This is a genomic window from Bifidobacterium bombi DSM 19703 (assembly GCF_000737845.1).
GTDB lineage: Bacteria > Actinomycetota > Actinomycetes > Actinomycetales > Bifidobacteriaceae > Bifidobacterium > Bifidobacterium bombi.
On the sequence record NZ_ATLK01000001.1, the window covers coordinates 296,425 to 317,962 of the forward strand.

A 21,538-nucleotide genomic window follows, 5' to 3' on the forward strand; every position below is an offset into this window, starting at 1 on the left:
CGGTCGGATTTTGGAGGATTCATGCCCACGTTAACATCAGTATCAGGTTTCCCTCGCATTGGCAGGGACCGGGAGCTCAAGAAGTCCATTGAAGCCTACTGGAAAGGCAAAACCGGTTTGGCTGAAGTGCGCGCCGTAGGTAAGGCCTTGCGCGCCGAGCATTGGAGGATTCAAAAAGACGCGGGCATCGACCTCATACCGAGCAACGACTTCAGCTACTACGACCAGATGCTCGACACGGCTATCCTGCTTGGCGCAGTGCCCCAACGTTACAAGCGGTTGGCGTTCGCTGACGACGAGGACACCCTTTTCGCCATGGGGCGCGGTTATCAGGGAGTCCAGGGTGATGTCACCGCATTGCCGATGAAGAAGTGGTTCACGACGAATTATCACTATCTGGTGCCCGAAATCTCCGCGGACACGCATATCCAGCTCAATTCGACGAAGCCTTTCGATGAGTTCAACGAGGCCAAGGCGTTGGGTATACTCACCAAACCTGTGCTTATCGGCCCCTATACTTTCCTTAAGTTGGCCCGTAATCCGCAGGCCGAGGAACTGGAGATCGACCGAGGCCTGATCAATGAGGTGGCTTCCGTCTACGCTGAGGTATTGGGCAGATTCTCCGAGCTTGGTGCCCAGTGGGTGCAGTTCGACGAGCCTTATCTGGCCCTTGACAAAGAGGACGGAGATGTCGAGCTTTTCAAGTCTTTGTACAGCATAGTCCTGCGGGCCCGTAATCGGTACTCCGAGGGGAGTGCCGCCGTGAAGGTGCTGCTCAACACTTATTTTGGCCATGTCGCTGACATTTACGAGACGTTGAAGCTGCTTGGATTTGACGGCATCGGGATGGACTTCGTCGAGGGGCGCGATGAGAACCTTGCTGCGCTGAAGGAGTACGGAGTCAGCGAAGATACTACGATTTTCGCCGGTGTCGTCAGCGGTCGCAACATTTGGCGCAATGATTACGCCGACAGCCTTGGCGTCATTGATGCCATACGTACCGTGACCGATCGTGTGGCAGTTGGCACGGCGTCGTCGCTTTTGCACGTGCCGTTCAGCACGCAAGGCGAAGACGGCTTGAATCCTACTGTGCTTCGTCACTTCGCCTTTGCCGTGGAGAAGCTTACCGAGGTCAAGGAGATTGCCTCTCTTGCTACCGCCACCGAGGAGGATCGCAGGGGATCGAGGGAGCTGGCGGCGAACCAGTCGCTGTTCGACGGTACTCGGGTGGTCGCCGACCGCCAGGTGACCGAGCGTCTGAACAAACTCACGGAGTCCGACTTCACCCGCAGCCCAGCCCGCGCCATCCGACGTGAGGCGCAGCACGAGGCACTTGGTCTTCCTCAACTGCCGACGACGACGATAGGTTCATTCCCGCAGACGGGTGAGGTGCGTTCCGTACGTGCAAAATTGCGTCGTGGCGAGATCTCGCAGGATGAATACGATCGTTTCATAGCCGGACAGATTGATGAGGTCATCGAACACCAGGAACAAATCGGCTTGGATGTTCTGGTTCATGGAGAGTTCGAACGCAATGACATGGTCGAATACTTCGGACAGCATCTGAACGGTTTCCTTTTCACCCGGAACGCGTGGGTGCAGTCATACGGTACCCGTTGCGTCAAGCCCCCGATCGTGTGGGGCGACGTATCGCGCGCCGAACCCATCACCGTACGTTGGAGCAAATATGCCCAAAGCCGTACCAAGCATGTGGTCAAAGGCATGCTGACCGGTCCGGTGACCATTCTCAACTGGTCTTGGCCGCGCGAGGACGTGAGCCATGAAGTACAGACCCGTCAGCTGGCCTTGGCCATCCGTGACGAGGTGCTCGACTTGGAAGCGGCCGGCATCAAGGTCATCCAGATCGACGAGGCGGCGTTGCGCGAGAAACTTCCGTTGCGTCGCACCGACTGGCATAAGAAGTACCTCGACTGGGCGGTGCCCGCCTTCCGTCTGGTGCACTCCGGAGTCAAGCCGACTACGCAGATACACACGCACATGTGCTACTCGGAATTCAATGACATCATCAAGGACATAGATGACATGGACGCGGATGTCATATCGTTCGAGGCATCCCGGGGCGATTTGGTGGTTCTGGACGCCATTCAGGAAGCGCGATTCGAGACGGAGGTCGGTCCGGGGGTCTACGACATCCATTCTCCCCGGATTCCAGGCACGCAGGAACTCGTCGAGCGAATCCATGCGATTTTGAGAAAGGCTGACCCAGACCGCGTGTGGATCAATCCGGATTGTGGATTGAAGACCCGAGGCAACGATGAAACCTGGCCAAGCTTGGAGCACATGGTGGAGGCGACCAGGCAGGTGCGTGGCGAATTGTCCAGCTCGTCGCAAGTCTGAGTGAAATGGAATGGGCCGCCTTCGAATGAAACGGGCGGCCGTTTGTGTTAAGGAAGTGTAGCGTGCATTCGCCGATTTTTTCGTTGGAGGTTTTCCCTCCGAACACCAGGACCTCGGTAAACACCATCTATGACACGATGGACGGTCTTAAGGAAGTGGAGCCTGATTTCGTTTCCGTCACATATGGGCATGGCGCGTTCAAGGATCGCACAAGAACCGCATGCATCGCCGCTACCATCCATAATGAGTATGGTTTCCCTGTCGTTGCGCATCTGACCGCGTTGTACAGCGATGAAGCCATAGTCGATCAGGCTTTGCAATATTTCCATGAAGCGAAGGTGGCCGGTGTTTTGGCTTTGCGGGGCGACCCCGTGGAAGGTAACGAACCTTGCGGGGTGTTTGAACATGCCAGCGATTTGGTGGCCTACATTCGCAGCAAAGAGCCGGGCATGCCGGTTTTCGGCGCCTGCTACCCCGAGGGGCATGTGGAATGCTCGTGTCTGGAGGAGGATATCGCGAACCTCAAGCGGAAGGTGGATGCCGGAGCCACCCATCTACTTTCCCAGCTGTTCTACAAGAACGACGACTTCTACCGTTTCCTTGACCTGGCGCGTGGTTCAGGGATAGAGGTTCCCATAGAGGCCGGCATTATGCCGGTGGTCAACGTGCGCAATGTGGAAACGATGAACCAGCGGAACAGCACTTCGATCGCACCGGCTTTACAACGCATGATCGACCGCTGGGGGAGCGACCCCAAGGCGTTGCGGCAGGCCGGTGTGGTGTATGCTTCGGAGCAGATCGCGGACTTGGTGGCCCATGGCGTGGATGGAGTGCATCTGTACACCATGAACCGGCCTTCGGTGGCCCGCAGCATTTGGCAGAACGTCGAGGGTCTGTTCGGGCGCGCCTGACCGCAATCGTTGCTGATGCCGTGTCCTGTTCGGTCGGAACTAGGCTGGAATTGTATAACAGGCGAAGAGTACATTGGAGGCATGGAAGAAAAGACGCATGCCTTGGGCAGCATGGCCCTGATACATGCCGGATTGCAGGATCTAGACGTGGCTCGGAGGTGTTTGGAATCCATTGAACGCTGCGGCGGCGTTCGTATCGAGTCGTTGTTGACGGCTCTTGAACGGGCGTGCGATCCCGACTCGGCGCTATTGGATTTTACCGACATCATACAGGAACAGACGAGTATCCGCACTCCCAAGGGGCAATCGTCGATTGTTCCCGCCGCCCTGGAGGTGATGGACGCCCCATCAGCCCCTGATCGTGGTGACGAAGAGGGGGATGAGGGTCGTACAGGGCATCAACCGTCACAGGCTGGAATCGTGCCTGGAGTCTTGGATGATGAGCGCGCCGTAGGCCGTGTGATTCGAGTGCTGGGTGCTTCGCAGGCCATGGGGCGGCTTATGCAGTCGCGACCGAAATTGGTGCTGGCAGCCGCATTCGACCCTTGCGGCAGCGTCGATTGGGATAGAGATGAACGTATTGGGCACATGGTGCACGCCGTAAAAGTCGCCGCTGCTGATGATGCGTCCAACGACGAAGGCATTTGCGCTGATTGTCGTGCCGATTCCTTCTTCGCCGTGCGTCCGGCCTCTGATCGGGGCGATCGATCGCGTCCCGGCGGTGACATCGAACACCAATCTGGTGTGGGCGGTCACGGCGGGCGCATGGCCCATGCCTCGCTGAATGAGGCGGTCTGCGCGCTGCGTCGCTCGTATTACGATCAGCTTGCAGCCATCATGGCGTTCGATCTTGAGGCCGACGATCCGGTGAGCATCCAACCCGAAGTAAGCGAAAGACTGTCCGATCTGGCAGACGCCACGTTGGAAGGTGCGCTCGCCATCGCCCGTTCTCAGGTAGACGGCAGTGAGGATTGCCGTTTCACCATCATGGCCATGGGCAAACTGGGAGCCAGAGAGCTCAACTATGTTTCCGATGTCGACGTGATGTACGTGGTGGAGCCGGCTGAAACCGCCCATGATACTTCGGAGCGGAAGGATTTTGTTCGGCAGCCGTCGTCTGTTGGAACGGTCGATGCCGCGGCATTGACCCGCATCGGCACTCAACTGGCCAAGTGTGTGCAGAGCGTCTGCCAAGGGGTCATTCCCGCGGTCACCGAGCCACCTCTGTGGCAGATCGACGCCAACCTGCGTCCGGAGGGCAAAGACGGGATACTGGTACGCACGGTCGATGGTTACCGCGGATATTATGAAAAATGGGCGAAGAACTGGGAATTCCAGGCGCTGCTCAAAGCTCGTCCAGCGGCGGGTGACAGGGAGGTCGGCGAGCATTTCCTCGCTATGAGTGAACCGATGGTGTGGCAGGCCTCCAAGCGTGACAATTTTGTGTACGACTGTCAAAAGATGCGGGTGCGCGTCGAAGACAACATCGAGCCCTCGTTGCGGGAAAGGGAAATTAAACTGGGCAAGGGCGGTCTGCGTGACATCGAGTTCAGCGTGCAGATGCTTCAGTTGGTTCACGGCAGGACTGATAAGGCGTTACGGCGGCGTTCCACACTCGGCGCCCTTGCCGCGTTGACGGACGGTGGTTACGTCTCGCGCAGGCAATCCCAGTGGCTTGGCCAGGACTATCGGTTCGAAAGGGTCATGGAACATCGCCAGCAGATGTGGCAGCTCAAACGCACCCACCTCTTCCCTGAAGTCAGAGTCGGGCAGGAGCGAAGTTTAAGGCATCAGGCCAGTGTGAAGGAGATAACGGGCAATCGCGAGTTGCGTCGTTTGGGAAGAGCGTTCGGTTTGCTGCCCGATCGGATGCTGCTCCGCTACCAGGAGGTACGGAGGGAAGTGCACCGGCTACATGCCGATATCTATTACCGGCCAATGCTTCCGATAAGCGCCCAACTGGATGATGATCAGGTCAATCTCGATGAAAAGGCGACCAAAGAACGTTTTGAATCCATAGGGTTTCAAGATCCTGACGCAGCTATGCGTCATGTTCGAGCATTGACGGATGGTGTTTCACGCGCGGCCAGGATCAACCGCATCCTGCTGCCTGCCGTGCTGGGATGGCTCGCCAATGGGCAGAATCCCGATATGGGGTTGCTTGGATGGCGCAAGCTAGAGGAGAATTTCGGTGACGGTAGCCCCTATTTGGGTTTCCTGCGGGATTCACCGCAAGCCGCTGAGAGGCTCTGCCATGTACTGTCCAACTCAAGGATGTTGTCCGAGGCCTTGTGCAGATCCGTGGAGTCGATCACTTGGCTTGGTGATGACGAAAAATTGAAAGCCACCAGTCGTGAGGCCTTGGAGGTGCGTTGTGGTGCGGCCATGGAACGATATCGCGATGCCCGCCACATAGAGGATTTCGCCACTTCGATTCGTGCGGTGCGCCGACGTGAGATCGAACGCATCGGTTTGAGTTGGATGAGTGGAGTTATGGGTAGCGACGCATGCCTTACTGCAATGACCGATGTATATGATGCGATGGTGGGGTCGGCGCTCAAATGGGCGGTGAACAAGTGGAACGCTCAATTGGGATTATCCGATTCGCCCGCTGATATCGCGGTCATCGCGATGGGCAGATACGGCGGTAGAGAAGTCAATTTCTCATCTGATGCGGATATCATCGTAATCTATCGGCCCAGGGAAGCCGATGACGTTGCATCATCGAGGATCGGCGGTGGGAGCGATGGACGCGTTATCTCCGCCTCGCGTGATGCATCGACGCCAGCTAGTGGTCGCATGTCCCAGGAGAAGGATGGCGGCGTCGGCCATGCAGGTAGGCAAGCCGTTGAACCTTCCGCCTTCGTGAATTCCGTGGTCACCGACATGCGTATGGTTCTTGAAGGTCCCATCAGCCGTGAGCGGGGCGTCGAATTGGATTTCGGATTACGGCCGGAGGGAAAGAACGGACCGATTGTCCGATCCTATGACTCATGCAAGGCGTACTACACGTCCTGGTACAGCACCTGGGAACGTCAGGCGCTGCTCCGTGCAAGATTCTGCGCCGGAGACGAAGCCTTGGCTGACGATTTCCTTCACGAGCTCGCCGATCCCCTGCGATACCCGGCGCGTCCTTTGAGCGATGACGAGCTGGGGGAGATCCGCAGACTCAAGGCGCGGATGGAGGCCGAGCGTCTGCCTCGTGCAGTCAGCCGCTCCAGCCATCTCAAGCTCGGGTCCGGTGGCCTGAGCGATGTCGAGTGGACCGTGCAATTGTTGCAATTGCAGCATGCCGGAACCGACAGGCGTCTGCGCACCACCTCCACTCTCCCTGCTCTGCGCGAATTGGAGGCCAGCGCCGTCATATCGCATGATGACGCTGAAACCTTAAGCGTCGCCTGGCGCTTGTGCACGGACGCCCGCAACGGCAATTACCTTTTCAGTGGGCGTGCGGCCCAGGCGGATGTCATTCCTTCCGATTATGGCGTGTTGGGCGCGGTGGCTACGTTTCTGGGCTACGACGCGCACAGGGGGCAGTATTTCGAAAATGACCTGCGCGCCGTGATGCGACGCTGTCGTGCGGTGATGCAAAGGCTGTTTTACGGTCAATGAAACAGCCGACGGCAGGGTCATCAGTGGTTGGATATGCTGGTTGTGTTCTCGAAGTAAGTTCTTCTCCACCCATGTGACTGCTTGAGGTATGCCTTGAGATATTGTATGGTGGCCCGATCTAGAAAGCAAAGATCCGATGCGTGGTGCTACTTCGCGGACTGATATGCTGAGGCTACATATCGTAAGGTGTCGGCCCCGCTGGAAAGTCTTTGCAAGATCGCGAACATCTTTCTAATCATGGTGGTTGCTCTAAGCTCCGTCGTACTGCTCCTGCGTTCGGTACGGTCCATGCGTTTCAGGCGATATGAAACCGGCGTATTACGTGCCATCGACATGAGGAAGGCGCAGGTCGCTCTCGACATGGTCATCGAAGTGATCGTCATGGTGGGTTTCTGCCTGGCGATAGGGCTTGGCGTCGGGGTCGTCGAGGCCGTCGTGACCGAGCCTGTGGCCGATTCGGTACTATCCGGGGAAGGTCTCCTCATACGAGGTCAAGGAGAAAGAGAAACAGAACAGACCAGGAGATGATGGCATGGTCGTCATCGGTTCGAACGGGTCAGTGCAAGCGGAACGTGCAGACACCAAAGATGGAAGTGCGCCTGAGTGCGCCCGTGGCGGGTCAGATGGCTGGGGTGTGCGGATAATCGATCTGCTGCCAAGCGTGGTGGTCTGGCTGCCATCAACCGATGGGAGCCGTGAAGAATTCTGTCGGAAAGGAACTGAGGTAATACGATGGGCATTCTGGTTTAAGACAAGTTGTCATTGCGTTACGATGGCAGCGTCAATCAAGTTCTTAGGAAGGTTACGGCTTCGTTCGACAAGGGTGATCTGATTTCCATCAAGGGTCGTCCGACTCGGGCAAAACGATTTTGCTCTCCCTGGTTTCGGGGTTGGATAAGGCCACCGATGGCCGTGTTCTGTACTGTGGCAAGGATGCCAGTCAAGTTGGATCGCGACGATTACTGTGCGCGGAATGCGGGCTTGGCGTTCCAAGGATATAATTTGCTGAACAATATGATCACATTGGAGAACGTCATGCTTTCCACGCGGGCCGCGGGGTAAAAAGCCGCGAAAAGAGGGGTGTCTTGGCACTTCTGACTCGGCCGGAAATCGATGAGTTCGAGGCCAACCACAAGGTGCCCAGGATGTCGGGAGAGGAGTAGCGGCGCATCGATATTGCAAGAGCTCTGGCGCATGATCCTGATGTCATTATAGCCGACGAACCCACGGGCAATCTGGATAGGGAATCCGAATGCAACATCATGTCCATTCTGCGGGGCATTGGCACATGAGCAGGGTAAGTGTGTGCTGGTCGTCACCCACTCAAGCGGGGTTGGGCGTATGGTCGATCGGTGCTGGGCTCTCCGATTCAGGAAACTGGAGCAAAGGAACGGAGTGTGTGGGGGGAAGGGGTGATGCGACCACGGACTTTTCCCGACATGATGTGTTGGTCCACTCGTTCAGTCTTCGTGCTCCGCCGTTCGTTCTCCAGGCAGCTTGGAGGAGATGCAGCAGAACCAAGGCAGCGCCACGACGATGAGCCCTATGGCACACGCGGAGAGCAGGGGGATGAACTCTCTCCCATCGAGGACGAACGAAGCGAACAGCGGACCGAGGATGTAGCCCATGGATTGGGCGGTGTTAAGCAGCCCGAACATACGTCCGCTGTATCTCGGACCTGCAAGTCTGGCCGCCACGACCGGCTGGGAGATGCCCAGCATGACCTCTCCGAGACCGAAGACGATGATGCCGAAGGAGGCTATGGATAGGACCACGGGCGTGGAATCGAATGCAAGAGCCAGGTCGATCAGAACCCAGGCGAGGGCCCAGAAGATGGGGACCGTCCTGAGCATGACCACGTGATTGCCGTCTTTGAGGCGCGGCAGGAGAATGACGTTCATGATGACGACCGCGAAGGTATTGACCACGTCCACCACCGAGAGCGACCAGCGTGGTATCTGGGGGTCGGAGATGAGGGTGGTCACCAGGCCTGAGTCGAACTGTGAGTAGCCGAAGATGTCCATGAAAAGCGTACCTATGGCGAGGAGCGTCATGGTCAGGACCACCTTGCGCATGAAGGACGAGTTGGTTGCCGTGTCCGGGGAGAACGAGCTTTTCACCTGAGGGACCTGTATTTCCTGGACCTGAGCCATATTTTGCCTCGTCAGTCTGCGCAGGTGGTAGTGCCGCTCCAGGAGCAGGAGTGCGAGGCTCACGAAAGCAAAGCCAATGCCTCTTGCGGCGAACCCCGCGCGGTAGAACAAGTCAGAGCCGGCTGCTGCAATCAGTCCACCGACGGCGGCACCCAAACCGATGCCCAGATTGAGTTCGGCCTGGTTGATGCCATACACGATGCTGTGCTGCTTCTCGTCGGTGATCAAGGTGAGTATGCTCGTCCAGGCGGTCATCATGGACATGCCCAGTCCTGACACGAATGCGGCGCCCAGGGCCATGGGGAAGGAGGTTGACACGGCGAAGATGATGGGGCCGACGATGCTGAACGCCAAGGCGATATGCATGGCGATCCAGGGTGAGCGCTTATCGGAGAGCCAGCCGATGATCGGGTTGCCAATAAGCGATGCGATGGAACTGACGGTCACGGTCAACGTCGCCTCGCTCATGCTGGCACCCAATGAGTGCGTGGTGAACAGGAGCTCGATGGGCATGACCAGTCCCGTCCCGAAACTGCATATGAGGTCGACGATGAGCATCGCTCGCAGATAGTTCGGCAGGCTCATGAATTCCCTTAACCAGCGCAAGCGGGTCTCCCTCCCGGATTGAAATGTGTGTTCCTGAGGATTATAGCCGAAGGGCGTGCCGTCCCATCGGCTTGGGGCGCAATTATGCATGGACAATCCGATGTGCTTGGTCGGGTTTCGGCCGGTCTGGTTTCGTGCAAGGTCACTGCATCGATCCATGTGTTCTTCTGTCGGGAACGGTCGCTATTGTGGTACAGGTCACGCAAGGTGACCACCTTAATGGAAGGTGGGCCGTTGTCAGTAACACAGAACGTATTCTCATCGCAATCGCGAGATGATGATTCCAAAGGCCGCGAATCTCGGACATCGATGGCCGGCCGCAGTCTGGTGACGTTGGACGACATCTCCACGGGTCAGATTCTGGAGTTGATACACAAGGCACGATACATCGAATCCAATCGGGAAAAAGTGGCGGGCACATGCAATGGCAGGGTGCTTGCCACTTTGTTTTATGAGCCGAGCACGCGAACCAGGCTCAGCTTCGAGACTGCCATGCTGCGCCTGGGAGGTCATGTGGTTGGTTTCCCCAGCGCTAAACTGTCATCGGCCACCAAAGGCGAAACCGTGTACGATACACTGAAGGTAGTCTCGAACTACGCGGATGTGGTCGCCATACGCCACCCCAAGGAAGGTGCCGTACTGGTGGCGGCGGACGCCGCGGATGTGCCGGTCATCAACGCCGGTGACGGCGGTCATATGCATCCCACGCAGACCTTGGCGGATTTGGCCACCCTTGACTCAAGGCTCGGACGATTCACGGATATTACCATAGGGTTGTGCGGCGATCTCAGGTTCGGCCGTACGGTGCACTCGCTGATCGAGACCCTGTGCCGCTTCGGCGGGGTCCGGTTCGTGCTGATTAGCCCGGAAGAGCTCAGAACGCCCCGCTATGTACGGGACGTCATCGACGCCAGCGCCACATGTTCGTATGTTGAGACAGGCAGCCTTACGGACGTCATCGGGGACCTGGACGCACTGTACATGACCCGCGTCCAGCAGGAGCGCTTCGAGAACGAGTCCGATTATCTGCGGCTGCGTGACACCTACGTGCTGGATACGGAGAAGATGACCCTGGCCAAACCGAACATGCCTGTGCTGCACCCCCTGCCCAGGGTCAATGAGATCGCCAGAGACGTGGACAAGGATCCTCGTGCCGCCTATTTCGAGCAGACGAGACAGGGCATGCTCATGCGCATGGCTCTGGAGAGTTCCGTGCTCGGTGATGAGCTTGCAGGCTACGATCCACTTGGTGGAGTCGATCTGACGGTACACGACGATGGTGCGCAAAACGGTCAGGACGAGGGGTCCTTTGCGCGGTTGGCACGCTCCTCAATACTCATCGATGGGGTCTGTCCCAATCCGCATTGCATTACCACGTCCGAAAACGGGCTTGAACAGCGCTGTTATCGAATCGTCACGGGTGACGACGTCCGGACCGGTGCGGCTGGGCGGCGTTGCGTCTATTGCGATGCGGAGCTGGACTGAGAGGCTGCTGCCCGATGGGTCAATGGCGTGGCCGCAGGCGGTTTGGGGGCAGATTTCCAGGCAAAGAGAACATGTAGGGAGGCGAAGGATGCTGACGTTGCGCGATGTTCGTGTGTGGGACACCGACGAGGTGATCGATGTGGTCGTTGATGCACCGGAAGCTGGTCGGACGCTCATCGAGGCGGATTCCGTCATCGAAGGCGATGTGGACGCCTCGGGACTGACGCTTGCACCGGGATTGGCCGACCCGCACGTCCATTTCCGGGATTTGGAACAATGTGACAAGGAGACGATGCTTACCGGTTCCCAGGCTGCGGCCGCCGGCGGCTACACGGATGTACTTGTCATGCCGAACACCCGGCCGAAAGCCGATGCCCGAAGGCTAAGACCGGACGAGTCCTGTGCGCTGGGTGACGAGAGGTGTGCGCGTGAAGGCTCGGCGGCGGACGAGCACGAGGGCGTTCAAACCAATGCCGCCGATTCCGCGGAGAAGGGGGAGGGGCGGCAGTCGGACGCCTTATCCCGACCGTGGAACGACCTCGAGGTCACGAGCGTGCTCGATTACCTCGACCGCTACGAGTCTTTGCGCGGAGTGCGTTTGCCAGTGGACTATGCGCTGTCAATCTGTGCTTCGTCAGGTATGGGCCCGCATGCGGTGAGCGCCCACGAGATTGCTGGTTTCGCCTCGTTACGCCACCGTCTGGCGGCAATCACCGATGATGGTGCCGCGATTGCTCCGCAGATGCTGGATGATGTGCTGTCCACGGCGAAGCATGTCGGGTTGCCCGTGCTGGAGCACTGTGAACATCATGACTCGGGCGTCATGAACGAGGGCACGGTGAACAGGGAGCTTGGCGTCGAAGGCATACCAGCGTCAACCGAGCTCGACATCGTGGAGCGCGACATCGAGGCGGTGCGCCACAACCTGGTGCATCTGCACTTCCAACATGTGAGCACTGCTGGGGCTTTCGAGGCAGTGCGCAGAGCCAAGGCGGAAGGCCTGCCAGTCACATGCGAAACCGCACCGCATTACTTGGCATTGTGCGATGAAGACGTACGTCGTTATGGTGCCATGGCCAAGATGAACCCACCGCTGCGCTCGCAGGCGGACATGGAGGCCGCTGTGCGGGCGGTCGCCGATGGAACCGTGGACATGATTGCCACTGATCATGCACCGCATACTGCGGCGCAGAAAGCGGCCGGATTGATTGATGCTCCCAACGGCATCGTCGGGCTAGAAACCGCTTATGGGGTATGTCATAAGGTTCTTGTTGACGCCGGGGTCATCACCGAGCGCAGGCTTGTCGAGCTTATGTCCGTGGCGCCCATGAGGCTCATGGGTGGCCATGAATGTGATATCGACGAACTGCTGGGCCGAACCACAGGCGTTCCGACCTGCAAGCGGACGCTTGATTTGCGCATCGCACGTCGCCGGCAGCGAGCCAACCTCACGGTGATCGACACCAATGCCGAGTGGACCGTTGATGCCGGAAGCTTCCATTCGAAGGCGCGTAATACGCCGTTCGGGGGCTGGAGACTGACAGGACGGCCGCTGGCCACGATTCTGGATGGCAAACTGTGCATGAGCAGACTGCCCGTCGCACGAATTCGAAGTGGAACCGTCGAGGTGAGGTGAGGGATGTTTTTAGCGCGACTCGGGTTGAGAGTCCATTCGAAGCGACCCCGGTTACTCATAATGACGGAATGCAGCCGAACGTGCGTAGCCTGCAAGCGGCGTGGCATGATATGGGCGGATAACCCGCTCGAAAAAGACCTGTACGGACATCATCGAAAGGAGCATCGTGGACAAACTCATTGAAGCCATCGAAGCCAAAGACAATCCCAGCGTCGTCGGGCTCGATCCCACCGAGGCGTTGATTCCGGCGCAGGTACTCGAGTCCTTAAACGGGCAGGCCGGCGAGGATGGCGATAACGTCGCGGTCGATCGGCAGTCAATCGCAGGAGAGGATGTTTCTTCACAGGCAAGCTCTTATCCGGCAGGTCAAGTGGCTGCCGCGTTCTATGATTTCAACCGCGCCGTCATCGATGCCGTCAAGGATATCGTTCCGGCCGTCAAGCCTCAGATTGCCATGTATGAGGCATACGGTGCCTTGGGAATCGACGCCTACAGACTGACTTGCGAGTATGCGCACAGTCAGGGGCTGTACGTGTTGGGTGATATCAAACGCGGTGACATCGGCTCCACAGCCGCTGCGTATGCGAAGCACCTGACGGGTGTCGGCGGTCGAAACGAAGAGCGCAATGGCCAGCCATGGACCGAGGATGCAATCACCGTGAACCCTTATTTCGGGACCGACGGCATCACGCCGTTCATGGACGCTGCAGCGGGGAATGGCAAGGACGTCTTCGCCCTGGTGCGTACCTCGAATCCTTCCAGCAGGGAGATACAGGAGCTGCGGTTGGAGGGCGGCGGGTGTCTGTATGAGCATGTGGCGGATCTAGTCGAGGATTGGGGCCGTGCGAGCAGAGGCGACCATGGCTATTCGCGTTTGGGCGCAGTGGTGGGTGCCACTCATCCACGTCAGGGTCTCGAGCTACGCAGGAGGATGGCACACACCTTCTTCCTGGTTCCTGGATATGGGGTGCAGGGCGGAACCGCGAACGATGTCGCCGGCATGTTCGACGACAATAGGTCGGGCGCCATCGTCAATTCCTCCCGCGGGATCATCGGCGCCTGGCAGAAGTCCGGGGAATACAGTCCGGACATGGACGCTCAGGAGGCGATCGATCTCGTGGCGAAGACAGCCCGTGCCGCAGTCATCGCCATGCGCGACGATCTGGCACAGGCTTTGAGGAGCCGATGATGCCGCATTCAATCCGGACCAGCATCGTGCCTTCCTGCCCGGTTCATCCTTCAACGCCGTGTCGGACAACCCCATTCGGCGGCGATTGGGATAATGCCTACAGTGACGATTTCGCGAATGCCGTTTCCCGACGCTTCCTTTGGTCCAGATCGCGGCGGGAGGCCCAAGTTCTATCCTCAGGACAAAAACGTGCCAGCCATATCATCAAACCGAGCCGACAAGGAGAGTAATGACTGCAACATCATTCATGTCAACGCGCCCTGGTGCTTCATCGCGCCAAGTGCTTGGCGGTTCCGTCAGGGCCGCCGACCAAGTGGTGGCCGAGGCTGCCGCCGCAGGCCGGATTCCAGGCCGTCGAACGACCCGTGTCGTCAGTCAGGAACTCCTGAATGACCATCAGGGGATATACCGCCTCGTGCTCAGCGACTCCTACACCGCGGCACACGCAGAACCGGCTCAGTTCGTGAATCTGTACCCGGCGAACAGTCAGATGCTGTTGCCAAGGCCTTTCGGTGTCGCCGGCGTCCACGGTCAGGATGTGGAGCTCATCTATCAGATCGTCGGTGCAGGCACCGAAGAATTCAGCCACCTGGTGTCGGGTGATTCCATCGATATGATGGGGCCACTGGGCACGCCGTTCGATGTGAGCGGACGGGCCGATTATGTCCTTGTGGGAGGAGGGCTCGGCATACCGCCGTTGTTGTACACCGCTCAGCTTTTGGCTGAGCGTGACGATGTCCAGGTGACCACGGCGTTTGGTTATCGTGACGGTCATTTCGCACAGGAGACGGCTGCACGGTACGTTCCTCCCGAAAGGATGCATGCCATCAGTGATGCCCAGGGTAATGTGGTGGATCTGCTCAACGACATCGAAGATGGGCTAGGGGATGCCGATTTACCTCCAGTCATTCTTTCATGCGGGCCAATGCCGATGATGCGTGCGGTGGCGAAGTGGGCCGCCCGGCGTGGCATGGCTTGCCAATTGAGTCTCGAGGCCCGGATGGGCTGTGGCTATGGCGCGTGTGTGGCGTGCGTGGTCGATACGCCACAGGGGCGTTTGAAGGTATGCAAGGATGGTCCGGTGTTCACTTCCGAGCGTCTTGGCTGGAACGTGTGATCGGCCTGTTGCTATGTGGACCGCAATGGGTGAGCGAGGGGTTTTCGTTTTGCCTGTCTCTCATCGGAACCTTCGCACTGGATTGGCAGGTACGGCATGACGATTTGGTGGCGTGGTGGGCTTGTCTGATCGGATGGGGTGTTCAAGGCAAGGATGACGCAGTACGTACTGCAGTGCACGGATGGGGAAAGCCGTCAAGATTCGAATGGAGAAAACAAAAATGACGCGAAGCAAGGAGCATACGTCGATGAACGAGTTGGACTTGCACAAATGGCGGTATCAAACGGTCGTCGCCGGCGTGCGGTGGAAGAATCCGGTTGGTACCGCCTCCGGCACGTTTCAGTTGGATGCCTGCGGCGACTACTATGATGTCAGCGGTCTTGGCGCGATTTGTACGAAAGGGGTCTCGCCTGTGCCGTGGGAAGGGAATCCCGGCCCACGCACTGCGGAGAGTCCGGCCGGTATGGTCAATGCGGTAGGACTTCAAAATCCAGGAGTGGACCACTATCTGGTGGACGAGCTCCCTAGGCTCAAGAGACTCGGGGCGATGGTGATCACCAACGTTGCCGGCCACAGCGATGACGACTATGCACAAGTGGTCGGAAAACTGGCAGACAGCGATGCTGATATGCTCGAAATCAACGTGAGTTGTCCGAACGTGAGCCACGGCGGCATGAGCGTGGGCACCGACCCCGTGGCGCTTGGTCGGTTGATTGCGCGGCTGCGCAAGCTAACCGACAAGCCGATGATCGTCAAACTCACGCCGAACGTGACGGATATCGTGGCTCCAGCACGTGCCGCCGTGGAGTCCGGAGCCGATGCGTTGAGCCTGATCAATACGCTGGTCGGGATGCGTATCGACATCGTGACGGGCGAGCCCATCATTGCCAATACCACGGGCGGTGTCTCGGGGCCGGCGATTCTTCCCATTGCATTGGGTTTCGTATGGCGCGTGAGGCAGGCGTTGCCGCAGGTTCCGATCATCGGCATCGGTGGCATTGATTCGGGAGAGAAGGCTCTGGAGTATCTGTATGCAGGTGCCAATGCCGTTGAAGTCGGTGCCGCGGCACTCAGCGATCCCACGGCGCCGATGCGGGTGGCCTGCGAACTTGATGAACTTCTGGAGACTCGCCCGGAGTTGGCTCGATGCCTGGCAGAAGGAAGGACATGGCGGTGACCGGTCTAGTGCCATGGTCTGTCTGTCGCGGGAGGTTCACAGCTGTTGGGGTCGCCTGGCTGTTCTGCGATGGTTGAGGGTCGCGCAGGATGGCTTCATGGAAGAGGCGGCGATAACTGATGGTTCGGCCGCTTCGGTGATTCCAAGCGTCCCTCATGGATAGAGGCCTGGCGGATGGTAGGTGCGGTGCCGCTGAACGACGGGAGAAGAACGACCGGGTATGCCGGGGTTCGGCGTATCATGTAAACCACTCGCTCGATGAAGCATAGGAGAACAACAATGACATCAGACAATCCACAGGATACGGCCGCTGGCGATTCACCACGGCATGCGGCATCGGCAAGGGGTGCTTCTGCACGCGGGGCACTGCGCAACCCCCCATCGCAAACCCCTCTGGGTCAGCGTTTCACGGAGTTCATGCTCCAGTCCAATGCGTTGAAATTCGGAGATTTCACTTTGAAATCCGGTAGGCGCTCGCCCTATTTCATCAATGCAGGAGCGTTCGATGACGGACGCAAGATCGCCACGCTCGGTGCTTTCTATGCCGAGAAGATTTCGCAGAGCATCACCGAGGGGAAGCTTCCCTCGCGCATCGACACCGTCTTCGGACCGGCGTACAAGGGGATACCGCTTGCGGTGTCCACCTCGATTGCATTGGCCAGCATGCAGGGCATGAACGTCGGATACACCTTTGACCGCAAGGAACCTAAAGATCATGGCGATGGCGGCATCATGGTCGGTTCGCCGCTGAAGGACGGCATGAAGGTGCTTCTTGTCGATGACGTCATGACCGCTGGAACGGCGGTGCGTGAGGTGGTGCCCAAGATCAAGGCGGAAGCCGATGTTCAGATCGTGGGGCTCGTGCTCAGTGTCGACCGCATGGAGAAGACCAAGGATTGCGACCTGTCCGCGGTCGACGCAGTCGAGCGGGAATTCGGGTTCCCTGTCATATCCATTGCGAACGTACGCGAGATCTTCGATTCCGCCAAGCGGATGGTCACCCTTGACGGATCGCGTCTGCTTACGGACGACGTCGTTTCGGCCGCGGATGAATACCTGGCGAAATACGGTGCGTGATCCGTCATGTGCAGGGGCGCTCGGCTGGTCGGCTTCTTGCGGATGGATCTCCGTTTTCGGTTCAAGTGTCGTACTATTCCCTTGTTTCATGGCCGTGCGCTTCATGTTGTGAGATGTCGTTGAAGGAGCGCCTGTCCGGCGTGCTGCCTGTGTCCAGCTTATACCGCGTCCGATGTAATCGTCGGACCGGCTGTACATCGGTGTGAATCTGATCCGGGAATGCCTCCTGCGCCATCGTTCTGATTTCATTTTGACTTGAAGTACTTTAAGTCCATAGACTGATGAACCATATCACGATGGCGGAAAGAGGTAAAGGCGTGGCACACTATGAAAACCAGTATTTCGAAGGTGAACGGCCGTTGTTTGGGGAACATGGGGCTTCATTGAGGGGCGTGACGTTTGGAGAAGGCGAATCACCGCTCAAAGAGGGGCGCGATCTGGATCTCGATCGCGTTGTTTTCAAATGGAAATACCCCCTGTGGTACTGCAGGCATGTAACCGCTGCGAATGTGATGTTCGAGGAAATGTCTCGTTCGGGAATCTGGTATACCGATGACGTCACCGTCAGCGACAGCACCATTCAGGCGCCTAAGCAGTTTCGGCGCTGTCACGGGGTGAGACTCAAGAACGTCCATTTTTCCGATGCCGAGGAGACGTTGTGGACCTGCAGCAACGTGGATATCGAAAACGTCACCGTGCACGGCGATTACTTCGGAAAGGATTGCATCGGAGTCAAGGTCAGCCATATGGATCTCATAGGCAACTATGTCTTTGACGGAGGCCGTGACATTGAGGTGAGCGACTCCAAACTCATGAGCAAAGATGCCTTCTGGAATTGCGAAAACGTGACGTTGAGGAACTGCTTCATCGACGGCGAGTACCTTGCTTGGAACACCAGGAACCTCATATTGGAGAATTGCGTGATCGAGAGCGATCAGGGCTTGTGCTACGTCGAAGGCTTGACCATGCGCAACTGCACGCTCATCCATACGGACCTTGCTTTCGAGTACTGTTCGGACATCGATGCGCAGGTCAGTTCGAACGTGGAAAGCATCAAGAATCCCATAAACGGGGTAATTCGTGTGGAAGGGGTCGATGAGCTTATCATGGACGAGACGAAGATCGATCCAAGCAAGACTAAGATACGCATCGGAGCGGATAATGGTGCCCGTCCGGAGAACGTTTCTCCTCGCGGGCGGGCTGGTCAATCAGGGAAGGCGGCCATGGTCAATGACGGAATATGATTTCAGATCGGCACCGGACAGACGCGGCACCGACTCGGTCAAATGGGATGTGCGTGACGGCGAGCTGCCGATGTGGATAGCGGACATGGACTTCAGGACCGCCCCCGAAATCGTGGATGCAATGCGGCGCAAGGTGGATTTTGGCATATTTGGCTACGAGGAGCCACATGACGATTACTTCGTCTCGGTGGCGAACTGGTACGAAGCGGTCCATCATGTCCATGCTGATACCGGATGGATGGTGCTGTGCACGGGGGTGGTGCCCGCCATCTCCTCGATCGTGCGGCGGGTGAGTCATGTAGGCGACAACGTGTTGGTGCAGCAGCCGGTGTATAACATATTCACCAATTCAATAGTCAACAACGGCCGTCACCTTGTTTCCAGCGACCTGGTTTATGACGATGCGGACATGGCTTACGAGGTTGATTGGGACGACCTCGGGCGTAAGCTTGCTGACCCGCTGACCACGCTCATGATTCTGTGCAATCCTCATAACCCGACGGGCCGCGTGTGGACGCGGTCCGAACTGATGCGCATCGCGACGATGTGCGTGGAGAATCATGTGGTGCTTCTCAGCGACGAGATTCATGGCGACTTGGTGCTGGACGGTCCTGATTACACTCCAGTGTTCACCCTACCGCAACCATTGAGAGACAATTCGATAACGCTGGTCTCACCAAGCAAGACGTTCAACCTTGCGGCGTTGCACGTGGCCACGGTCATCGCCCCCGAGACCAATCTTCGCGAAAGTGTCTCCCGAGGACTTAACAGCGAGGAATTGGCGGAGCCGAACCTGCTTGCCATCCCAGGTACCATAGCCGCGTATACCAAGGGTCAGGCGTGGCTTACCGGTCTAAAACACCAGCTGAGGAGCAATCGGTCGGTCGTAGGGGATTTCCTGGGGAGTCACCCGCTGGGGGTGCGCTTGGTTCCCGGGAGGGCCACCTATCTGCTGTGGCTCGACTGTTCCGCGATAACTCGGGACAGCACGGCGCTGGCCGAGGACATCCGTGCCAGGACCGGTCTGTATCTGTCCTCGGGAGCCATGTATGGGGGCAATGGGTCGCTGTTCCTGCGTATGAACATCGCTTGCCCTCCATCGAGGATTGAGGATGGTCTGCAGCGGCTTGCGATGGCGTTGTAGGGCCGATGAAAGGTGTGTCATGAGAATTGGAGGACGCAGCGGTTTGCGGAGCGTTCGCCGGGCTGGGAACATACTCAGGTCGGTGAGGTTCACGTACGGCATGAGCGTAAGCATGCTTATCAATGAAAACAACGTTTTTGATTTTTTACCCTGATTTCGCGAGATCAAGGGTAAACAGGGCCTTGATAGGCCGTCTTGACGACGATGTTGAGGTGCGGGACATGTATCAGTCAGTCGTATCTGCGATTCATCATCGATGTGGAAGCGGAAAGCCGCATCCTCGGAGCTGCCGACCGGGTCGTGATCCAATTCCCGGTGTATTGGTACAGTTTTCTGGCATTGCTCAAGCAATGGGAGGATGACATCATGCACATCGGCCAGTGGTCGGGCAAGGAAATGCTTGTGGCCGCGTCATTCGGTGCGAACAACTACGGCAGGGGCCAGTCGGTGAAGTATACCGCCAACGAATTGCTGAGTCCTTTCCAGGCGACGGGGCGGCTGACCGGAATGAAGTATCTTAAGCCTTTCACAGTCACGGGGCTTCGAGCATTACCGATGACGACCTTGATGGCCAGGCTCGGGAATATCGCAGGTACATCGTAGATCCCGATGTGCCTGTGTTGGGTGATTTTGAGTGAAGGACGAAGCGGTGGGGTGGCTCCTCCATCGAGCTGCCGCGCCTGAAACAGGAGGTCATCATGGAATACGCAAAGTTGGGGAATTCGGGCATCACGGTCTCGAAAATGGCTGTCGGGTGCATGAGTTTCGGTGAGCCCGGGAGCATGCACGATTGGACGCTGGCTTATTCCGAAACGAAACGGACGGTGAGTCATGCCCTTGATCTGGGCATCAATTTCTTCGACACGGCCAACGGTTATTCGAAGGGAACGAGTGAGGAATATATCGGACGCGCTTTCAAGGAATTGGGCGTCCCCCGAGAGAAGGTAGTCATCGCCTCCAAAGTCTATTTCAATCCCGGAAGGCTTTCAAGCCAGGCGATTCATCGGGAGATCGAGGGCACTCTCAAGCGGCTTGGAACGGACTATCTGGATCTGTACATCATCCACCGTTTCGATTATGACCATCCCATTGAGGAGACGATGGAGGCCTTGAACGATTTGGTGAAACAAGGGAAGGTGCGCGCATTGGGCGCCTCGGCGATGTACGGCTACCAGTTCCAGGACATGCAGCAGGTGGCGAAGGACAACGGTTGGGCGCGGTTCGAAGCCATGGAGAACCATTACAATCTGCTGTACCGTGAGGACGAACGTGAGTTGATCCCCATATGCAAGGAACAGAATGTTGCGTTGATGCCATACAGTTCATTGGCCGGCGGCCATCTCAGCCATCTAGGCTGGCGGACCAACACGCTACGCAGTGAGACGGACCGTGTTCTCAAAGGCAAGTATGACAAGATGGAAGAGTATGACTTGCGTATCGTCGAGCGTGTCAATGATGTGGCGCAGGCTCATGGTGTCTCGATGACCGAGGTGGCGCTTGCTTGGCAATGGGCCAAGGGCGTGACAGCTCCCATCATCGGGGCCACGAAGGCAAGCCACTTCGACAGTGCAGCTGCGGCGAAGGATCTCACGCTTACTCCCGAGGACATTGATTTACTGGAGGAGTGCTATGTGCCGCATGAGATCGTGGGAGCTCTCGACCACAACCCTCCCGAGGGTACGATTCTGGTTGATGAGAAGAAGTGACAGGCAGTGACCGGCAGTGACCGGTGGACGGGTTTTCTCCAGCGGACTGCGGCCCATTCAAGCCCGAGTTCACAGAGGGCGCACGGGAGCGTGACGTTGTCTATTCCTGGCGGAATCTAACTG

General features: G+C 57.8%; 15 protein-coding genes. 14 read left to right on the forward strand and 1 reads right to left on the reverse strand.

The window, feature by feature from the left end:
* Positions 1–21 precede the first annotated feature (21 nt).
* From metE to BBOMB_RS01155, 4 genes are all read left to right on the forward strand, one after another.
* Entirely contained in the window at positions 22–2,358 is a 2,337-nt protein-coding gene (metE, locus tag BBOMB_RS01140) for a 5-methyltetrahydropteroyltriglutamate--homocysteine S-methyltransferase (RefSeq protein ID WP_044086430.1), read from the forward strand.
* 62 nt (positions 2,359–2,420) lie between these two features.
* Positions 2,421–3,269, forward strand: coding sequence for a methylenetetrahydrofolate reductase (locus BBOMB_RS01145; protein WP_044086431.1), 849 nt, complete (start codon positions 2,421–2,423; stop codon positions 3,267–3,269).
* Between the two features lie 81 nt (positions 3,270–3,350).
* Positions 3,351–6,881 carry a bifunctional [glutamine synthetase] adenylyltransferase/[glutamine synthetase]-adenylyl-L-tyrosine phosphorylase gene (locus tag BBOMB_RS01150; RefSeq protein ID WP_044086432.1) on the forward strand — a complete coding sequence of 1,177 codons (3,531 nt, stop codon included), beginning with the start codon at positions 3,351–3,353 and terminating at the stop codon, positions 6,879–6,881.
* A gap of 186 nt (positions 6,882–7,067) precedes the next feature.
* Positions 7,068–7,409: an FtsX-like permease family protein gene (locus BBOMB_RS01155; protein ID WP_330934675.1), complete on the forward strand. Its 342-nt coding sequence runs from the start codon at positions 7,068–7,070 to the stop codon at positions 7,407–7,409.
* Between the two features lie 932 nt (positions 7,410–8,341).
* On the opposite strand, the gene BBOMB_RS01165 is transcribed toward BBOMB_RS01155, so the two are convergent.
* Positions 8,342–9,619, reverse strand: a complete 1,278-nt coding sequence (locus BBOMB_RS01165) for an MFS transporter (protein ID WP_044086436.1) — start codon at positions 9,617–9,619, stop codon at positions 8,342–8,344.
* A gap of 255 nt (positions 9,620–9,874) precedes the next feature.
* Between BBOMB_RS01165 and pyrB the strand changes: the two genes are divergently transcribed.
* From pyrB to BBOMB_RS01215, 10 genes are all read left to right on the forward strand, one after another.
* Positions 9,875–11,125 carry an aspartate carbamoyltransferase gene (gene pyrB, locus BBOMB_RS01170; protein ID WP_238549846.1) on the forward strand — a complete coding sequence of 417 codons (1,251 nt, stop codon included), beginning with the start codon at positions 9,875–9,877 and terminating at the stop codon, positions 11,123–11,125.
* Between the two features lie 88 nt (positions 11,126–11,213).
* Positions 11,214–12,761 (forward strand): dihydroorotase, encoded by a 1,548-nt coding sequence (locus BBOMB_RS01175; protein WP_044086437.1) that lies wholly within the window; start codon positions 11,214–11,216, stop codon positions 12,759–12,761.
* Positions 12,762–12,927: 166 nt separating this feature from the next.
* Positions 12,928–13,950: an orotidine-5'-phosphate decarboxylase gene (gene pyrF, locus BBOMB_RS01180; protein WP_044086438.1), complete on the forward strand. Its 1,023-nt coding sequence runs from the start codon at positions 12,928–12,930 to the stop codon at positions 13,948–13,950.
* 247 nt (positions 13,951–14,197) lie between these two features.
* On the forward strand, positions 14,198–15,067 hold the full coding sequence (locus tag BBOMB_RS01185) for a dihydroorotate dehydrogenase electron transfer subunit (protein WP_081867358.1): 870 nt from the start codon (positions 14,198–14,200) through the stop codon (positions 15,065–15,067).
* Between the two features lie 247 nt (positions 15,068–15,314).
* The gene (locus BBOMB_RS01190) at positions 15,315–16,244 is read left to right on the forward strand and encodes a dihydroorotate dehydrogenase (RefSeq protein WP_238549847.1); all 930 of its coding nucleotides are present in this window, start codon (positions 15,315–15,317) and stop codon (positions 16,242–16,244) included.
* Positions 16,245–16,661: 417 nt separating this feature from the next.
* Complete coding sequence (gene pyrE, locus BBOMB_RS01195) at positions 16,662–17,321, forward strand: orotate phosphoribosyltransferase (protein ID WP_044086841.1); 660 nt, start codon at positions 16,662–16,664, stop codon at positions 17,319–17,321.
* A 317-nt stretch (positions 17,322–17,638) separates the two neighbouring features.
* Positions 17,639–18,565, forward strand: a complete 927-nt coding sequence (locus BBOMB_RS01200) for a DUF3737 family protein (protein ID WP_152570085.1) — start codon at positions 17,639–17,641, stop codon at positions 18,563–18,565.
* Positions 18,552–19,709 carry a MalY/PatB family protein gene (locus BBOMB_RS01205; RefSeq protein WP_044086440.1) on the forward strand — a complete coding sequence of 386 codons (1,158 nt, stop codon included), beginning with the start codon at positions 18,552–18,554 and terminating at the stop codon, positions 19,707–19,709. The genes BBOMB_RS01200 and BBOMB_RS01205 overlap by 14 nt, the downstream gene beginning before the upstream one ends.
* 204 nt (positions 19,710–19,913) lie before the next feature.
* A complete protein-coding gene (locus BBOMB_RS01210) occupies positions 19,914–20,312 on the forward strand; it encodes an NAD(P)H-dependent oxidoreductase (protein ID WP_052377326.1) in 399 nt (132 codons plus the stop codon).
* Between the two features lie 95 nt (positions 20,313–20,407).
* Positions 20,408–21,415: an aldo/keto reductase gene (locus tag BBOMB_RS01215; RefSeq protein ID WP_044086442.1), complete on the forward strand. Its 1,008-nt coding sequence runs from the start codon at positions 20,408–20,410 to the stop codon at positions 21,413–21,415.
* Positions 21,416–21,538: the final 123 nt, after the last annotated feature.

What these genes read in the sequence shown, in the direction of transcription:
- metE (WP_044086430.1), top strand. Translation starts at nt 22, where the DNA reads ATGCCCACGTTAACATCAGTATCAGGTTTCCCTCGCATTGGCAGGGAC.
- BBOMB_RS01150 (WP_044086432.1), top strand. Translation starts at nt 3,351, where the DNA reads ATGGAAGAAAAGACGCATGCCTTGGGCAGCATGGCCCTGATACATGCC.
- BBOMB_RS01165 (WP_044086436.1), bottom strand. Translation starts at nt 9,619, where the DNA reads ATGAGCCTGCCGAACTATCTGCGAGCGATGCTCATCGTCGACCTCATA.
- BBOMB_RS01175 (WP_044086437.1), top strand. Translation starts at nt 11,214, where the DNA reads ATGCTGACGTTGCGCGATGTTCGTGTGTGGGACACCGACGAGGTGATC.
- BBOMB_RS01185 (WP_081867358.1), top strand. Translation starts at nt 14,198, where the DNA reads ATGTCAACGCGCCCTGGTGCTTCATCGCGCCAAGTGCTTGGCGGTTCC.
- BBOMB_RS01190 (WP_238549847.1), top strand. Translation starts at nt 15,315, where the DNA reads ATGAACGAGTTGGACTTGCACAAATGGCGGTATCAAACGGTCGTCGCC.
- pyrE (WP_044086841.1), top strand. Translation starts at nt 16,662, where the DNA reads ATGCTCCAGTCCAATGCGTTGAAATTCGGAGATTTCACTTTGAAATCC.
- BBOMB_RS01205 (WP_044086440.1), top strand. Translation starts at nt 18,552, where the DNA reads ATGACGGAATATGATTTCAGATCGGCACCGGACAGACGCGGCACCGAC.
- BBOMB_RS01210 (WP_052377326.1), top strand. Translation starts at nt 19,914, where the DNA reads ATGTTGAGGTGCGGGACATGTATCAGTCAGTCGTATCTGCGATTCATC.
- BBOMB_RS01215 (WP_044086442.1), top strand. Translation starts at nt 20,408, where the DNA reads ATGGAATACGCAAAGTTGGGGAATTCGGGCATCACGGTCTCGAAAATG.